The organism is Pseudomonas sp. B21-021 (assembly GCF_024749205.1).
GTDB lineage: Bacteria > Pseudomonadota > Gammaproteobacteria > Pseudomonadales > Pseudomonadaceae > Aquipseudomonas > Aquipseudomonas paraglycinae.
In genome coordinates this window covers 5,726,252-5,741,071 of sequence record NZ_CP087192.1, presented here as the reverse complement: position 1 = coordinate 5,741,071, position 14,820 = coordinate 5,726,252, and the positions used below count along the sequence as shown (strand labels likewise).

Genomic DNA, 14,820 nt, shown 5'->3' with positions numbered 1-14,820 from the left:
AGGCCAGACCGGTTTACATCAATGCCGGATCAGTTTGCTGCGCACCTGCTCCATGGAAACCTGATCCAGTTCCACCCAGAATTGCTGCTTGCCCGCGACCTCGGCAGCGACCGGCAGGCCGTCGCGATACACCAGCCGATTGCTCGCCAGCGCCGGCACTTTCGCCCCCGGCAACAAGGTGCCGGCGAGGTTCAGCGGATCGACGCCGCACACCGCAATCAGGCTGCCGTCATGGGGGCGACGGCGGACTTCGCGCAACAGCGGAATCGCCTCGGGCAGGGCGAATTGCTCGCCCGCCAGACCGCTGACAAATCGCCCGCCACGAATCTCGCCCCGGGCTTCCAGCCGATGGAATGTGCGCAGCAGTTCGCGCCAGCTCGGCAGCCAATCAGCCTCACGTTCCAGCAGGCGCCAGAACACCACGCCATAGCGACGCAACAAGGTCATGGCGACGTGTTCAAGCGTTTCGGGCGACGCTGTTTGACGGTTTTCCGCAACCGGCCCGCGACGCAATAACGCCCAGCGTCCAGCATCGTCCATGCCACCGACAAACGCCCCTCGCCCGCGTCGAATGCTGCGCTGCTGGCGCTTGCTAGCCGGGGTGATCAGCGCCCGCAGGCCGGCGAAACTGTCGGCATTCACCAGACCGGCGCCGACCAGTTCCTGCAAGGCGATTTCCAGCTCGGTGCGCAGCAGGTGCGCTTCATGAATCAGCTCATCGAAAAACAACGCGCCGTGCTGGCTCAGTGCGTCGAAAACCTTGCGGGTCTTGGGCGACAGTTCACTGACCGGCGTCTGCTCGGCCAGTGCACTCCACAAGCCAACCTGACTGCGCGGCAACAACACGATCGGCGTGCTGCGCAATGCCGTGCCGCTGATGTTTTGCCGGGCGCTGAGTCGCGTCCACACCAGTTTCCCGCTGCGGCACAGATCGTCCAGCCAGCTCGGTGAATAGTCCTTGAGCCGCGCGGGAAGGAGGTCGCTGTCCCATGCCGAAGCGGCAGCCGGATAGCCTTCGAACTGACCGACAATCGCCGGCAACACAGTGCTGCCCTGACCCCGTGTGGACGGGGACAAGTGCTGCCAGTCGAACAGAAACCGCATGAATTCCTGCAACGCCACCGGCTCGATTTCCCGGCGCAGACGCTTGACCGTGTAGCGATGAATGCGCGCCAGCAGATGCCGCTCGCACCATTCCTCAACAGTCGACCCCGGCGTGAACTGGCCGCGCAGTACATAACCTTCACGCTCCAGATGAGCGAGGGCTTGATGAACAGCGGCCGGCATCAGGGCCAGCGGTTCGGCAATCGCCACCAGCGGTTGCGGACCGAATGCGCCGAGCCGCGCGCGGATCACTTCGATCAGTGCCTCATCGGCGGTCCATGCTTCGTCGAAACCGGGCAACGCGGCCAGTTCAGAATGCGCCTGTGGATAAAGCGCTTGCAGACAGGTCAGGCGTTCCCTCGCCAGCCACAGTGAGTGCTCGGGATCGATCTGCAATCGGCAGGCTCGCCCGGTTTCGGCCAGAGCATTCAGCCAGTCGCGCCACTGCGGATTGGCCGCGACTTCGCGGTCGCTGATGCAGGCCAGGCTCATCAGCGCTTCGTGCATTTCATCGGCGCTGTTCGGTGTCGGCCACGCTTCTTCGCGCACGGCGTCGATCGCATCGGCGTCCAGCGCGCCGAGGTCATCAGTGGATTGCGGATCGCTCCAGCGGCGGTTGAGCACGGCCTGGGTGCGCCGCTCTTCAAGCGGCGCATCGTCGAGAAAGGTGTAGGGGCGGGCGCTGAGGATTTCCGCCGCCAGCGGCGAGGGCGCCGGAAGGTCACGGGCGATCAGGCGCACGTCGCCGCGCTCCATGCGCCGCAGCAGTTGCAGCCAGCCTTCGCTGTCCATCGCCTCGTGCAGGCAGTCGTCGAGGGTCTGTTCCACCAGCGGATGCTCGGGGACTTCCCGTTCACCGGCGAGGTTTTCCAGGCAGGCGATCTGATCGGGAAACACGCTGGCGATCAGGTCTTCGCTTTTCATCCGCTGCAATTGCGGCGCGACCTTGCGCCCGCCCGTGTAACGCGGCAGGGCCAGCGCCACGCCGGCATTCCAGCGCCAGCGCACACCGAACAGCGGCGCATCCAGCACCGCTTGAATCAGGATGTGCTCGGCGCTGTTGCTGTGCAGGTAACGCCAGACCTCGTCGAGTTCGAAACTGTGGCTGGTGGACAGCGACAGCACGATCGCGTCTTCGCTGGCGGCGGCCTGCAATTCGAAGTTGAAGGTGCGGCAGAAACGCTTGCGCAGGGCCAGGCCCCAGGCGCGGTTGATCCGGCTGCCGAACGGCGAATGAATGATCAGTTGGGTGCCGCCGGACTCGTCGAAAAACCGCTCCATCAGCAGCGTGTCGCGCGACGGCAAGGCGCCGAGGGCGAGGCGGGCGCGGGCCAGGTAATCCACCAGCTGTTCGGCGCTGGTCGGGTTCAGGCCGAGGGTGTCGGTCAGCCAGTCGATGGCCGGTTGCAGGTTGCCGGGGCTGGCGCTGAGCAATTGATCGAGTTGCGCGTGCAGGCGCGCCACGGCCGCCGACAACTCATCGCTGCGTCCCGGTGCTTCGCCGAGCCAGAACGGGATGGTCGGCGGCTGGCCGTGGGCATCTTCGACCCGCACCTTGCCGGTTTCCACCCGCAGGATGCGATAGGAGGCGTTGCCGAGCTGGAACACGTCGCCGGCAATGCTTTCCACGGCGAAGTCTTCGTTGACGCTGCCGATGTTCAGGCCCTGAGGTTCGAGCAATACGCTGTAGTCGGCGTTGTCGGGGATGGTGCCGCCGCTGGTGACGGCGGTCAGCCGGGCGCCGCGTCGTCCGCGCAGGGTTCGGCTCACGGCGTCGCGGTGCAGGTAGGCGCTGCGGATGCCCTGGCGGCCGTTGTAACCCTCGGCGAGCATGCTCAGCAGCGCCTGATAATGTTTTTCGTCGAGGCGGGCGTAGGGTTCGGCCCGGCGGAACAGCGCGAGCAAATCGTCCTCGGCCCATTCCTGGCAACTGACCTCGGCGATGATCTGCTGCGCCAGCACATCCAGCGGCGCTTCGGGGATGTGCAGCGTATCGAGTTCACCCCGGCGCACGCAGTCGAGCAGGGCGGCGCATTCGATCAGGTCGTCGCGAGTGGTGGCGAACAGGCGCCCCTTGGGCGTGCCGCCGACCTGGTGCCCGGAACGGCCGACCCGTTGCAGAAAACCGGCGATCGAACGTGGCGAGGTGATCTGGCAGACGAGGTCGACTTCGCCGATGTCGATCCCCAGTTCCAGCGACGCGGTGGCGATCAGCACTTGCAGTTCGCCACGCTTGAGCCGCTGCTCGGCGTCGAGGCGAAACTCCTTGGCCAGACTGCCGTGGTGCGCCGCCACCGCGTGTTTGCCGAGGCGTTCGCTCAGGTGCCGGCTCAGGCGTTCGGCTAGACGTCGGGTGTTGACGAAAATCAGCGTGGTGCGGTGTTCCCGGGCCAGGGTGGCGAGGCGGTCGTAGACCAATTCCCAAACGTCATTGGCCATCACCGCCGACAACGGCACCGGCGGCACTTCGATGCCCAGATCCCGTGGGCGCGCGTGGCCGATGTCGATGATTTCGCAGTGGCGCTCATGGCCGACCAGAAATCGTGCGACCGCATCGATCGGTTTTTGCGTGGCGGACAGGCCGATGCGGGTCAGCGGTTCAGGACACAGCGCCTGCAAGCGTTCGAGGCTCAAGGCCAGGTGGCTGCCGCGTTTACCGGCGGCGATGGCGTGGATTTCATCGACGATCACCGTGCGCGTGGTGCCGAGCATTTTGCGGCCGGATTCAGAGCCAAGCAGCACGTAGAGCGATTCCGGAGTAGTCACCAGAATGTGCGGCGCGCTCTTGCGCATGGCGGCGCGGTCTTTTTGCGGGGTGTCGCCGGTGCGCACGGCGGTGGTGATTTCCAGCGCCGGCAGATCCATTTGGCGCAACTGGTCGGTAATCCCGGCTAGCGGGTTCTGCAGATTGATGCGGATGTCGTTGGACAGCGCCTTGAGCGGCGAAACGTAGACCACCAGGGTTTCGTCCGGCAAACCGTCCGGGGTTTCCAGGCCACGGTGGACCAGATCGTCGAGCACCGCGAGGAATGCGGTGAGGGTCTTGCCGGAGCCGGTGGGCGCGGCGATCAGCGTCGAGCGGCGCTGGCGGATCAACGGCCATGCGCGGGCCTGGGCGGCGGTCACCGTCGGGAATGTGCTGCTGAACCAGGCGCTGACGGCGGGGTGGAAGCCTGCCAGGGCCGCGTCCTTGGGGAGGGGCAGATTCATGGCTTCAGTTATGCGGGTGGGCGGGCGAAGTTGCAAGTACCGCTCGGGATCTACACTTTACGGGTGACGGTTGCGCACTAAACCCGCAAAATGCAACGATTCCGGCAATTATCGACGACGCTGCCACGAGCATCGTCGCCAAAGCCATCGTTCCAATCAGACTGGGCCTGCTGACTCTATGCGAATGCGCCTTATGTTACTGGGCGGCGGAAATGCCCTTGGGCAGGCGCTGATTCGCCTCGGTGCAGAGGAAGACATCGGTTTCCTCGCCCCCCGCCCGCCCGAAGACGGCTGGGATGCCGCGAGCCTGACCCAATTGCTCGACGACACCCGTCCCGATGCGTTGATCAACCTTGCCTACTATTTCGACTGGTTCCAGGCCGAGGCCGTCAGCGAGAGCCGTCTGGCCGGGCAGGAACGCGCCATCGAGCGCCTGGCCGAACTGTGCCAGCACCACAACATCGTGCTGGTGCAGCCGTCCAGTTATCGGGTGTTCGACGGCTCCCGCGCCACCGCCTACAGCGAAAAGGACGAACCGGTGCCGTTGGGCCTGCGCGGTCAGGCCCTGTGGCGGATCGAGCAGAGCGTACGCGCCACCTGTCCGCAACACGTGCTGCTGCGTTTCGGCTGGCTGCTCGACGACAGCCCGGAAGGCACCCTCGGGCGCTTCCTGGCCCGTGCCGAACAGCCGGAAGAATTGCTGCTGGCCGACGACCGTCGCGGCAATCCGACCCCGGTCGACGATGCAGCGCGGGTGATCATCTCGGTGCTCAAGCAACTCGATTGCGCTGCGCCGCTGTGGGGCACTTACCACTACGCCGGCCACGAGGCGACCACGCCGCTGGCGCTGGGCCAGGCGATTCTCTCCGAGGCGCGCAGTCTGCACCCGCTGGCCATCGAAGCGCCGACCGCCCAGGCCCACGCCGCGCGGCCGGATGCCGCTGAAGAACCGCAACACGCGGTGCTCGCCTGCAAGAAAATTCTGCACACCTTCGGGATCAAGCCGCGCGCCTGGCGTGCCGCGCTCCCGGGCTTACTGGATAGGTTTTATCGCCATGGCTGACGGCCCTGTTTTAATCACCGGCGGCGCCGGTTTCATCGGCTCGCACCTGACTGACGCGTTGCTCGCCAACGGCCATTCGGTGCGGATCCTCGATGATCTGTCGACCGGCAAGCGCAGCAATCTGCCGCTGGACAATCCCAGGGTCGAGTTGATCGTCGGCGATGTGGCCGATGCCGCTCTGGTCGCGCAAGCGATGCAGGGTTGCAGCGCGGTCGCGCACTTGGCCGCCGTGGCGTCGGTGCAGGCGTCGGTGGACGATCCGGTAAAGACTCACCAGAGCAATTTCATCGGCACGCTGAACGTCTGCGAAGCCATGCGCGAGGCCGGCGTGAAACGTGTGCTGTATGCCTCCAGCGCAGCCGTCTACGGCAACAATGGCGAAGGCGAGTCGATTGACGAAGACACGCCCAAGGCGCCGTTGACGCCTTATGCGTCGGACAAACTGGCCGGCGAGCAGTACTTCGATTTCTATCGCCGCCAGCACGGTCTGGAACCGGCGATCTTCCGTTTCTTCAACATCTTCGGCCCGCGTCAGGATCCGTCCTCGCCGTACTCCGGTGTGATCAGCATCTTCAGCGAACGCGCGCAGAAAGGCCTGCCGATCACCGTGTTCGGCGATGGCGAGCAGACCCGGGATTTCATGTACGTCGAAGATCTGGTCGATGTGCTGGTGCAGGCGATCGAAAAGCCGCAAGTGGACATCGGTGCGGTGAACGTCGGCTGGAATCAGGCGACCAACCTCAAGCAGATGCTGGCCGCGCTCGAAGCGGTGGTCGGCGAGTTGCCGCCCGTCAGCTACGGCCCGGCGCGTTCCGGTGACATCCGCCATTCGCGGGCGAACAACAGTCGGTTGCTTGAGCGATTCAAGTGCCCGACGCCAACGCCGATGAACGTCGGCCTGGCCCGTTTGCTCGGCCGCTGAGCTTTTCGCAGACATGAAAAAGGCGCCTTTTGACAGGCGCCTTTTTCACGGCCGGAATTCGGTTTTTAAACCGGTTTCCTGTAGCGAGGGAGCTTGCTCCCCGGTCGATGGCGTAACATCGCCGTCAGTTCTGAGCCTGCCCGCCACCAAGCCTCATTCACCACCACGTGAACGTTCTTTGATTGCTGCTTAGAACTTGTAGCCCAGACCGACCATGTACACAAATGGATCGACGTCGACATTCACTTTTGCGCGAGTGCCCGGAGCCACGGCGTTGTTCTCGACGGTGGCGCGGGTATCGATGTCGATGTAGCGCACCTGGGCGTTGAGCATGATGTTGTCGGTCAGCATATAGTCGGCGCCGACCTGCCAGGCCAGGCCCCAGGAGTTTTTCGCCTTGAAGTTGCTGAAGCCGTTGGACTGGGCTTCGCTGCCGACGTGCTCGTCGTAGATCCAGGTGTAGTTGATGCCGCCGCCGATGTACGGCTGGAAGGCCGATTTGGCGTCCAGCGGGTAGTAGACGACGCTCAGAGTCGGCGGCAAGTGTTTCAGAGTGCCGAGCTTGCCGTTGGCGGCTGGCAGGGCAGTGCCTTTGAGCTTCACGTCATGTTCGAACGGGGACGCGGCCAACAGCTCGATACCGATGTTGTTGGTCAGCATGTAAGCGAAGTTCAGACCCAGTTGGGTGTCGCTGCTCATGGTCGCCTTGCCGCCCAGGTTGGTGCCGCTCAACGGACCCTGATCGACCTTGACGCTGGAGCTGTCGGCCTTCGGGTTGACGGTGATCGCACCGGCACGAACGATGATGTCGCCGGCTTCGTGGGCGTGGGCGAGCGGGGCTGCGAGCGCGAGGGCAAACAGCGAGGCGCTGAGCAAGGACTTGTTCATGGAAGCTCCCAAAGGACGTTAAAAATGTTTGATGTCCTATGGTACGAATCCGTCTGATACGGTCTTTTGACTCAGCTCAATGAAACAGTGATGGCGGGTTTATTTGTGGAACCTTTGCCGGCCCCTTCGCGAGCAAGCTCGCTCCCACATTAGAGCTCGGTCAACTGTGGGAGCGAGCTTGCTCGCGAAGACAATGGGCCAAACAGTACAGAATTACCGGAGTTACTCCGGCAGTTCGTAGACGTAAATCTTGTCCGCTTCCATCTGATACCCGGCATCGGCCAGTTCGCTGGTGGACTGCTTGACCTGCAATGGCCCCTCGACCCAGTACGGCTGATACAGCTCGTCGAGCTTCACGCCGAGTTCGCTTTTCACGTGCACGATCTGGTTCGACGGCGGTGGCGGCACGTGGATGCAGGCGCCGAAGTACGGCACCAGCAGGAAGTCCGTGGTGCGACCTTCTTCGCTGACTTCCAGCGGCACGATGTAACCCGGCAGACGAATGTTCTGGCCATCGAGGCTTTGCACCACGGGGGCGTTGGGCATGTCCTGCTTGGCTGCCGGCGCCGATTCGGCGGACAGCGCATCGCTCATCTTCGACAGGTCGTGCAGCGGCGTCATGTTCGGCACTTCCGGCGCCGCGTCCGGCGGGATCATCTCCGACCAGGTCAGATCTTTCGGCGCCGCCGCCCACACGGGCAGGGCGACCAGCAACAGCAGCGCAAGCACGGCGCGGGGCATGGTGAACATCCTCATAAACGGATCGACAGGCCATCGGCCAATGATTGGCGATACGCGCGCCAGGCCGGTACGCTGCCCATCAGCAGCGCGGCAGCCAGAATGCCACCGAGCAGCGTCCATTCATACTCGCTTGGCCAGGCCAGCGGCAGATACAGCCCGTAATTGGCCTGCACATAACCCTGAGCAGCGGCGATGCCGAGGTACAGCAACGCCAGCCCGGCGATCACCCCGGTCAGCGCCAGAGCAAAGGCTTCCAGCACCAAAAGACTTGCGATATGCCAAGGCCGCGCGCCCACCGAACGCAGGATCGCCATCTCGCGGCGGCGTTCGTTGAGGCTGGTGAGAATCGCCGTGAGCATGCCGATCAACCCGGTCAGCACCACGAACAGCGAGACCACGAACAACGCTTTTTCAGCGGTGCTCATCAGGCTCCACAACTCCTGCAAGGCCACGCCCGGCAGGATCGCCAGCATCGGCTCGCCACGGAATTCGTTGATCTCCCGTTGCAGCGCGAAGGTGGAAATCTTGCTGTTGAGGCCAAGCATGAACGCGGTGATCGCTTGCGGCGTCAGGTCCATGTTGCGCGCCTGATCGGCGCTGATCCGTCCGTTGCCACGGGCCGGCACACCGTTGTGCCAGTCGATGTGGATCGCCTCCATGCCGCCGAGGCTGATGTGCAGCGTGCGGTCCACCGGGGTGCCGGTGCGCTTGAGAATCCCGACCACGGTGAACGGTTTGTCATCGTGCTTGACCAGACTGATCGCCGCCACGCCGTGGGCCAGCACCAGTTTGTCGCCGAGCTTGTAATGCAGCGCCTCGGCCACTTCGGCACCGAGCACCACTTCGAACGGATCGGTGGCGAAGGCGCGGCCGTCGGCCAGTTCGAGATGCTGCTGGCGACCGTACTGGTAATGCTCGAAATAGGCTTCGGTGGTGCCCATCACCCGGTAGCCGCGATGGGAGTCGCCGAGGGACATCGGAATCGCCCACTTCACCTTCGGGTTGCTGGCGAAGTGTTCGAAGCTGTCCCAGCGAATGTTGTTGGTGGCGTTGCCTATGCGGAATACCGAGTACAGCAACAGGTTCACCGAACCGGAACGGGCGCCGACGATCAGGTCGGTGCCGCTGATGGTGCTGGCGAAACTGGCCTTGGCTTCGGTGCGCACCCGCTCCACCGCCAGCAGCAGGCAGACAGAAAGCGCGATGGCGAAAGCGGTGAGCAGGGCAGTGAAACGCCGATTGGCGAGGCTGGCCATGGCCAGACGGAACAGATACATCTCAGACCTCGGCAGACGTGGCGGCGCGATTGAGTTCGGCCAGGGACAGGTGACGGTCGAACAGCGGCGCCAGACTCTGGTCGTGGCTGACGAACAACAGGCTCGAGCCGGCTTCGCGGCACTCGGCGAACAGCAGGCGAATGAAGTTTTCCCGGGCGTCGTAATCCAGCGCCGAGGTCGGTTCGTCGGCGATCACCAGTTCCGGTTGCCCGATCAACGCGCGAGCAGCGGCGACCCGCTGTTGCTGACCGATCGACAGCGAATCGGCGCGGCGACTCAGGATGCTTTCGTCCTTCAGACCCAGGTGGGCGAGCAGGGTGGCGGCGGCCTGATCGACGCTGCCGTGGCGTTGCTTCGCACGTTCTGCACGCAGCTTCGAAAAGTGGCACGGCAGCTCGACGTTCTCGCGCACCGAGAGAAACGGCAGCAGGTTGAACTGCTGGAAAATGTAGCCGGTGTGATCGACGCGAAAGCGATCACGGGCGCCGGCACCCAGTTCGGTCAGTTCCTGGCCGAGCAGGCGAATGCTGCCGCGACCGGGTTTCTGCACCCCGCCGAGCAGGCCGAGCAGGGTGGTCTTGCCGCTGCCGCTGGGGCCCTTGAGGAACAGGGTTTCGCCGGCTTCCAGACGAAACGCCGGGATGTCCAGCAGCGGCGGGTGACCGGGCCAGTTGAAGCCCAGGTCGGACAGTTCGATGAGTGCTTGGGTCATGGCGCCGTTTCGTGTCAGAACTTCAGGGCGGCGGCCTTGGCCGTCACTTCCGTGCCTTGCTGGCCGCTCGGGCTGATCAGTTGTACCTGAATTTTCTGGGTGGCCGGGAAGGTATTGAACAGGTTCGCCAGATCCAGGGTTTTCAACGCACCCGGCGCCGCGCAGCTGAACTGGTAGTGGGCGTGGATTTCGCTGTGGTCGTGATGATGCTCGTGACCGTCCTTGCCGGCTTCCTCTTCGTCATGGTCGTCGGCATCCGGCTTGCCGCCGAACAGCGGGCTTTCCAGTTCCTGGCTGGTGACTTTGCAACCGGCGGCGGCCGGTAGGCTGAACAGCGCCAGCGGTTTCTCGAGTTGCGCGCGAGCGGCTGCGACCTTGGCCTTGTCGGCATCGCTGGTGGCGACGTGCTCAAAACCCACGAGGTTCATCGCCGGGCTTTCCAGTTCCAGCTCCAGGGTCTGGCCGTCGAGTGCGGCGTTCAGGCGACCAACGCCATGTTCGTGGGCACCGAGGCTGCCGTGCTCATGGTCGTGATCATGCTCATCGGCGGCATGGGCGATGGCCAGCGGCAACAGGGCAAACGGCAAAGCGAGCAGCAGACGACGCATGGCGGTCTCCGGGAAGTAAAGTGAAGAGTTTGTTATGTAATCTTATAACGAAAGTGCGCAGAGTTTGCCCGCCCGCTTGGCGTTACACAAGTCCCATGGGAGCATGCAGGTCAGAAATGTGCGGGAGCGAAGCTTATGTTGCGGATACGCGGAACCGTCGGCGAATTGCCGGTGGATTTGACCCTGGAACTGGATGAAAGCGACTGGGCGCGGCTCGGTGCGCAGTTTGGCGTGCAGGTGCAGACGGCCCAGCCGCAAGCAGCAGCGGCGGCGCCTGTGGCGAAACCGGTGAATCAGGATGACGCGTTGTGGCAGGTCGCCAGGGATCTGTTGCGCAAGGCCGGACAGCTCAGCGGGCCGGAATTGCTGGATCAGCTCGAAGGGCTGACCGGCAGCGCGGCGGCGGGCAAGCGCCTGCTGGTGCGCCTGCGTCATTCATCCGATGTGAAAGTGCTGAGCGGCGGGGACACGCCGCTCTACAGCTGGGTCGAGTAGGCGCTTAGTACAGCGCCGCAAACACCTTGCGCCGGTAAGCGGTCACCAGCGGGTGATCGTTGCCCAGCAGTTCGAACACTTGCAGCAAGGTCTTGTGCGGCAGGCCTTCGCCGTAGCTGCGGTTGCGGATGAACAGCTTGAGCAGTGCGTCCAGCGCCGCTTCGTATTGCTGACGGGCCAGTTGCTGGATCGCCAGTTGATACACCGCTTCGTCGTCCTGCGGGTTTTGCGCCAGACGGCTCTTCAGGTCGGCGGCGTCCGGCAGGTCGCGGGCCAGACCAAGGAACTTGATCTGCGCCTTGGCACCGGCCAGTGCAGCCTTGTGCTCGTCGCTCTTGACCGCGTCGAGCACGGTTTGCGCTTCGCCCAGCTCACCGCGTTCGGTCAGGCAGCGAGCGTAGAGGATCAACGCCTTGGCGTTGGTGTTGTCTTCGCCCAGCAGTGTAACCAGTGTCGCTTCAGCGTCGGCGTAACGGCCTTCGTCAAACAGTGCCTGAGCCTGTTCGAACGGATCGGCGGCGGACGGCGCCGGCATCTGTACATGCGGTTCGAGCAGGGCGCGCACGGCGGATTCCGGTTGCGCACCTGCAAAGCCGTCCACCGGTTGACCGTCCTTGAACAGCACCACGGTCGGCAGGCTGCGGATGCCGAAGCGGGCGACGATGTCCTGCTCGATATCGCAATTGACCTTGGCCAGCAGCAACTCGCCCTGATAGCTCTCGGCGATCCCTTGCAGCATCGGCATCAGCGCCTTGCACGGCGCACACCATTCGGCCCAGAAATCCACCAGCACCGGTTTTTGAAAGGAAGCCTCGATCACCGACTGGTCGAAGTCGGCCGTCGTGGCGTCGAAGATGTACGGCGTTTGCTGACTCATGGGGTATCTCGTAAAAGCGTGAATGGGGCAACTATACGGTCAGGCGCGGGCCGCATGGTAGAGGCTGACATGGCGAAACTCTTCGGGCTCGGCCAGATCCGGCAGGGTCATGGCTTCAAGCATTTCGATGCGCCGGTACAGCGGATGACGGAAATCCCGAACCCGCGAATCCGCCACCAGCGCTTCGCGGCCACGGCTCAGGAAGGCGTCGAGCAGCGGCAGGTTTTCCCGGTCGTACAGAACGTCGGCCACCAGGATCAGATCGAAGCGATCCGCTTCGGCGAAGAAGTCCGTGGAATAGCTCATCTGCACATCATTGAGTTCGGCATTCGCCCGACAGGCGGCAATCGCCAGCGGGTCGAGGTCGCAGGCCACCACTTCCAGCGCTCCGGCTTTCACCGCCGCGATGCCAGCGATCCCGGAACCGGCGCCGAAATCCAGCACCCGCTTGCCTCGAACCCACTCGGGAAACTCCGCCAGATAGCGCGCCACCGCCAGACCGCTGGCCCAGCAGAAACTCCAGTACGGCGGTTCATGCAGGATTCGTTGGGTTTCTTCCTGGCTGAATTCGCGCGCCATGTTGTCGCCGTCGATCAGCCACAGCCGCAAATCGGTGTCCGGCAACGCACAGGCTTTCAGTCGAGCGTCGCCGAGCAATTCGCCCAGCGACTGTTGCAGGTCTAACGGTGCATTCATGGCGCTTTGACAAATTGCAGCTGGCCCAATGCCTGGGTGGTCGGCTGAGTGATGGTCTGCGACGGCAGGTGCAGGATCAACTGGCCGGACTGGCTGGCGCGGCCGCGCAGTTCAACCCGCGCGCCCACCGGGAAGGATTCGGGGTTGAAGCGCAGGTGAAACGGCAGAATCTGGTTGTTGCCGATCAGGCTGGAACTGGCGAGCAATTGTTGCGGGCGGTCTTTTGCGTCGATCACCAGCAGTGCCAGTTCGACTTCGGCACCGGCCGGCACGCCTTGCAGGGTGCCGCTCAGTTCGCGCTGATAGGCCGGCAGCGGGCCGAGGTCGGCGGCTTCGCGGGCTTTTTTCTGCGCCTGTTGCGGCGCCGGGCCCGGCGTGGGCGGCTGAGGCTTGGGCGCATCGCTGCCACAGGCCACCAGCAGGCTGAAAACACTGAGCAAAACGAGCGGTCGTAGGGACATTGGCGGCTCCAGCAAAATGAAATCCATGGATCAAACGATCATGGCAGTCTGTATACCGCAAAGCCTATGGCTTGTCTTGCCACCGGGATGCGCTACCATGGCCCTCCCTTTTTTTGTTGCCAGCCACCATGCACTGTCCCTTCTGCGGTGCCAACGACACCAAGGTCATCGACTCGCGTCTGGTCGCCGAGGGCGAACAGGTGCGCCGCCGGCGTGAATGCCTGGCCTGCGGCGAGCGTTTCACGACGTTCGAGACGGCCGAACTGGTGTTGCCGCGCCTGATCAAAACCGACGGCAGCCGCCAACCGTTCGACGAAGAAAAACTCCGCGCCGGCATGCAACGCGCCCTGGAGAAACGTCCGGTGAGCGTCGAGCGCCTCGAATCCTCGCTGGTCCATATCAAACACAAGCTGCGCGCCACCGGCGAGCGCGAGGTCAAGTCTCTCGTGGTCGGCGAACTGGTGATGGCCGAGCTGCAAAAGCTCGATGAAGTCGCCTACATCCGTTTCGCTTCCGTGTACCGCCGCTTTCAGGACCTCAACGAGTTCCGCGAAGAGATCGACCGCCTCGCCCGCGAACCGGTGAAAGAATGACCACCGCCGCCGAGCAGGCCATTCTCGACGCCCACTTCATGGCTCGGGCCCTGGAGCTGGCGCGCAAGGGGCATTACACGACGCACCCCAATCCACGGGTCGGCTGCGTGATCGTGCGCGACGGGCAGATTGTCGGCGAAGGCTGGCACGAACGCGCCGGCGAACCCCACGCCGAAGTCCACGCCCTGCGCGCCGCCGGTGAACTGGCCCGGGGCGCCACGGCTTACGTGACCCTCGAACCTTGCAGCCACCACGGCCGCACACCGCCGTGCGCCGATGCGCTGGTGAATGCCGGTGTCGGTCGGGTGGTCGCGGCGATGCGTGATCCGAATCCACAAGTCGCCGGACGCGGTCTGCAGCGCTTGAGCGATGCCGGCATCGCCACCGAAAGCGGCGTGCTGGAAGCTGAGGCGCGCAAGCTCAATCAAGGTTTTCTGAAGCGCATGGAACACGGCTTGCCGTTCGTGCGGGTCAAGTTGGCCATGAGCCTCGACGGCCGCACGGCGATGGAAAGCGGCGAGAGCCAATGGATCACCGGCCCTGCCGCGCGTTCGGCGGTGCAGCGTTTGCGCGCTCAGGCCAGCGTCGTGCTGACTGGCGCCGATACAGTGCTGGCCGATGGCGCACGCCTGACCGTTCGCGGCGATGAGCTGGGACTGGATGCCGAACAAACCGCGCTGGCCCTGAGCCGTCCGCCGCTGCGGGTGCTGATCGACGGGCGTCTGCGGGTGCCGCTGGATGCGCCGTTCTTCAAGGCCGGCCCCGCGCTCGTCGCCACCTGCGTGGCCATCGAAGAACAGTACGCCCACGGTCCGGAATGCCTGATCGTGCCGGGCGATGACGGTCAGGTCGATCTGCACCAGTTGCTGATCGAACTGGCCAACCGTGGCGTCAACGAAGTGCTGGTCGAGGCCGGTCCGCGACTGGCCGGCGCGTTTGCCCAGCTCGGTCTGGTCGACGAGTTCGTGATCTTCATTGCCGGCAAGTTCCTCGGCTCCACGGCGCGTCCGCTTCTGGACTGGCCGCTGGCCTATATGAAGGATGCGCCGGAGCTGAAAATCACTGAAATTCGCGCGGTTGGCGATGACTGGCGAGTCACTGCAATCCCTGTCCCATCGGCGAGCGTATAATTCCCGGCCATCGCGTTAGCGCTGGCTTCGTTCTCAAGGAGAA

The 14,820-nt window shown here is 64.0% G+C and carries 14 protein-coding genes; 5 read left to right on the top strand and 9 right to left on the bottom strand.

What is annotated here, in order from left to right:
• Positions 1–18: 18 nt before the first annotated feature.
• On the bottom strand, positions 19–4,314 hold the full coding sequence (locus LOY31_RS25835; RefSeq protein ID WP_258712405.1) for a DEAD/DEAH box helicase: 4,296 nt from the start codon (positions 4,312–4,314) through the stop codon (positions 19–21).
• A gap of 178 nt (positions 4,315–4,492) precedes the next feature.
• Here LOY31_RS25835 and LOY31_RS25830 point away from each other — a divergent pair, with 178 nt between their 5' ends.
• Positions 4,493–5,377: an NAD(P)-dependent oxidoreductase gene (locus LOY31_RS25830; protein ID WP_258712403.1), complete on the top strand. Its 885-nt coding sequence runs from the start codon at positions 4,493–4,495 to the stop codon at positions 5,375–5,377.
• Positions 5,370–6,299 carry an NAD-dependent epimerase/dehydratase family protein gene (locus LOY31_RS25825; RefSeq protein ID WP_258712402.1) on the top strand — a complete coding sequence of 310 codons (930 nt, stop codon included), beginning with the start codon at positions 5,370–5,372 and terminating at the stop codon, positions 6,297–6,299. The genes LOY31_RS25830 and LOY31_RS25825 overlap by 8 nt, the downstream gene beginning before the upstream one ends.
• 189 nt (positions 6,300–6,488) lie before the next feature.
• Here the strand turns inward: LOY31_RS25825 and LOY31_RS25820 are convergent, their stop codons facing one another.
• The 5 genes from LOY31_RS25820 to LOY31_RS25800 all read right to left on the bottom strand — a co-directional run bounded on the left by LOY31_RS25820 (position 6,489) and on the right by LOY31_RS25800 (position 10,525).
• Complete coding sequence (locus LOY31_RS25820; protein ID WP_007955593.1) at positions 6,489–7,187, bottom strand: OmpW family protein; 699 nt, start codon at positions 7,185–7,187, stop codon at positions 6,489–6,491.
• A 222-nt stretch (positions 7,188–7,409) separates the two neighbouring features.
• The gene (locus LOY31_RS25815; RefSeq protein WP_064384123.1) at positions 7,410–7,928 is read right to left on the bottom strand and encodes a DUF3299 domain-containing protein; all 519 of its coding nucleotides are present in this window, start codon (positions 7,926–7,928) and stop codon (positions 7,410–7,412) included.
• 11 nt (positions 7,929–7,939) lie between these two features.
• Entirely contained in the window at positions 7,940–9,205 is a 1,266-nt protein-coding gene (locus LOY31_RS25810; RefSeq protein ID WP_074691637.1) for an ABC transporter permease, read from the bottom strand.
• A 1-nt stretch (position 9,206) separates the two neighbouring features.
• Positions 9,207–9,917 (bottom strand): ABC transporter ATP-binding protein, encoded by a 711-nt coding sequence (locus LOY31_RS25805; RefSeq protein WP_007955587.1) that lies wholly within the window; start codon positions 9,915–9,917, stop codon positions 9,207–9,209.
• A gap of 14 nt (positions 9,918–9,931) precedes the next feature.
• On the bottom strand, positions 9,932–10,525 hold the full coding sequence (locus LOY31_RS25800) for a DUF2796 domain-containing protein (RefSeq protein ID WP_258712401.1): 594 nt from the start codon (positions 10,523–10,525) through the stop codon (positions 9,932–9,934).
• 135 nt (positions 10,526–10,660) lie between these two features.
• On the opposite strand from LOY31_RS25800, the gene LOY31_RS25795 reads away from it, so the two are divergent.
• Positions 10,661–11,020, top strand: coding sequence for a hypothetical protein (locus LOY31_RS25795; protein WP_258712400.1), 360 nt, complete (start codon positions 10,661–10,663; stop codon positions 11,018–11,020).
• 4 nt (positions 11,021–11,024) lie between these two features.
• Here the strand turns inward: LOY31_RS25795 and trxA are convergent, their stop codons facing one another.
• The 3 genes from trxA to LOY31_RS25780 are packed head-to-tail and all read right to left on the bottom strand — an operon-like array spanning position 11,025 to position 13,054.
• Positions 11,025–11,897 carry a thioredoxin gene (gene trxA / locus LOY31_RS25790; protein ID WP_007955581.1) on the bottom strand — a complete coding sequence of 291 codons (873 nt, stop codon included), beginning with the start codon at positions 11,895–11,897 and terminating at the stop codon, positions 11,025–11,027.
• A gap of 39 nt (positions 11,898–11,936) precedes the next feature.
• Positions 11,937–12,593, bottom strand: coding sequence for a methyltransferase (locus tag LOY31_RS25785; protein WP_258712399.1), 657 nt, complete (start codon positions 12,591–12,593; stop codon positions 11,937–11,939).
• Positions 12,590–13,054 (bottom strand): YbaY family lipoprotein, encoded by a 465-nt coding sequence (locus LOY31_RS25780; RefSeq protein ID WP_085609144.1) that lies wholly within the window; start codon positions 13,052–13,054, stop codon positions 12,590–12,592. Before LOY31_RS25780 ends, LOY31_RS25785 begins: the two co-directional genes overlap by 4 nt.
• A 128-nt stretch (positions 13,055–13,182) precedes the next feature.
• Here LOY31_RS25780 and nrdR point away from each other — a divergent pair, with 128 nt between their 5' ends.
• Positions 13,183–13,647, top strand: coding sequence for a transcriptional regulator NrdR (nrdR, locus tag LOY31_RS25775; RefSeq protein WP_003228656.1), 465 nt, complete (start codon positions 13,183–13,185; stop codon positions 13,645–13,647).
• Positions 13,644–14,777: a bifunctional diaminohydroxyphosphoribosylaminopyrimidine deaminase/5-amino-6-(5-phosphoribosylamino)uracil reductase RibD gene (ribD, locus tag LOY31_RS25770; RefSeq protein WP_258712398.1), complete on the top strand. Its 1,134-nt coding sequence runs from the start codon at positions 13,644–13,646 to the stop codon at positions 14,775–14,777. The genes nrdR and ribD overlap by 4 nt, the downstream gene beginning before the upstream one ends.
• Positions 14,778–14,820: the final 43 nt, after the last annotated feature.

What these genes read in the sequence shown, in the direction of transcription:
- LOY31_RS25785 (WP_258712399.1), bottom strand. Translation starts at nt 12,593, where the DNA reads ATGAATGCACCGTTAGACCTGCAACAGTCGCTGGGCGAATTGCTCGGC.
- LOY31_RS25810 (WP_074691637.1), bottom strand. Translation starts at nt 9,205, where the DNA reads ATGTATCTGTTCCGTCTGGCCATGGCCAGCCTCGCCAATCGGCGTTTC.
- ribD (WP_258712398.1), top strand. Translation starts at nt 13,644, where the DNA reads ATGACCACCGCCGCCGAGCAGGCCATTCTCGACGCCCACTTCATGGCT.
- trxA (WP_007955581.1), bottom strand. Translation starts at nt 11,897, where the DNA reads ATGAGTCAGCAAACGCCGTACATCTTCGACGCCACGACGGCCGACTTC.
- LOY31_RS25800 (WP_258712401.1), bottom strand. Translation starts at nt 10,525, where the DNA reads ATGCGTCGTCTGCTGCTCGCTTTGCCGTTTGCCCTGTTGCCGCTGGCC.
- LOY31_RS25795 (WP_258712400.1), top strand. Translation starts at nt 10,661, where the DNA reads ATGTTGCGGATACGCGGAACCGTCGGCGAATTGCCGGTGGATTTGACC.
- LOY31_RS25805 (WP_007955587.1), bottom strand. Translation starts at nt 9,917, where the DNA reads ATGACCCAAGCACTCATCGAACTGTCCGACCTGGGCTTCAACTGGCCC.
- LOY31_RS25820 (WP_007955593.1), bottom strand. Translation starts at nt 7,187, where the DNA reads ATGAACAAGTCCTTGCTCAGCGCCTCGCTGTTTGCCCTCGCGCTCGCA.
- LOY31_RS25825 (WP_258712402.1), top strand. Translation starts at nt 5,370, where the DNA reads ATGGCTGACGGCCCTGTTTTAATCACCGGCGGCGCCGGTTTCATCGGC.
- LOY31_RS25815 (WP_064384123.1), bottom strand. Translation starts at nt 7,928, where the DNA reads ATGCCCCGCGCCGTGCTTGCGCTGCTGTTGCTGGTCGCCCTGCCCGTG.
- LOY31_RS25835 (WP_258712405.1), bottom strand. Translation starts at nt 4,314, where the DNA reads ATGAATCTGCCCCTCCCCAAGGACGCGGCCCTGGCAGGCTTCCACCCC.
- LOY31_RS25830 (WP_258712403.1), top strand. Translation starts at nt 4,493, where the DNA reads ATGCGAATGCGCCTTATGTTACTGGGCGGCGGAAATGCCCTTGGGCAG.
- LOY31_RS25780 (WP_085609144.1), bottom strand. Translation starts at nt 13,054, where the DNA reads ATGTCCCTACGACCGCTCGTTTTGCTCAGTGTTTTCAGCCTGCTGGTG.
- nrdR (WP_003228656.1), top strand. Translation starts at nt 13,183, where the DNA reads ATGCACTGTCCCTTCTGCGGTGCCAACGACACCAAGGTCATCGACTCG.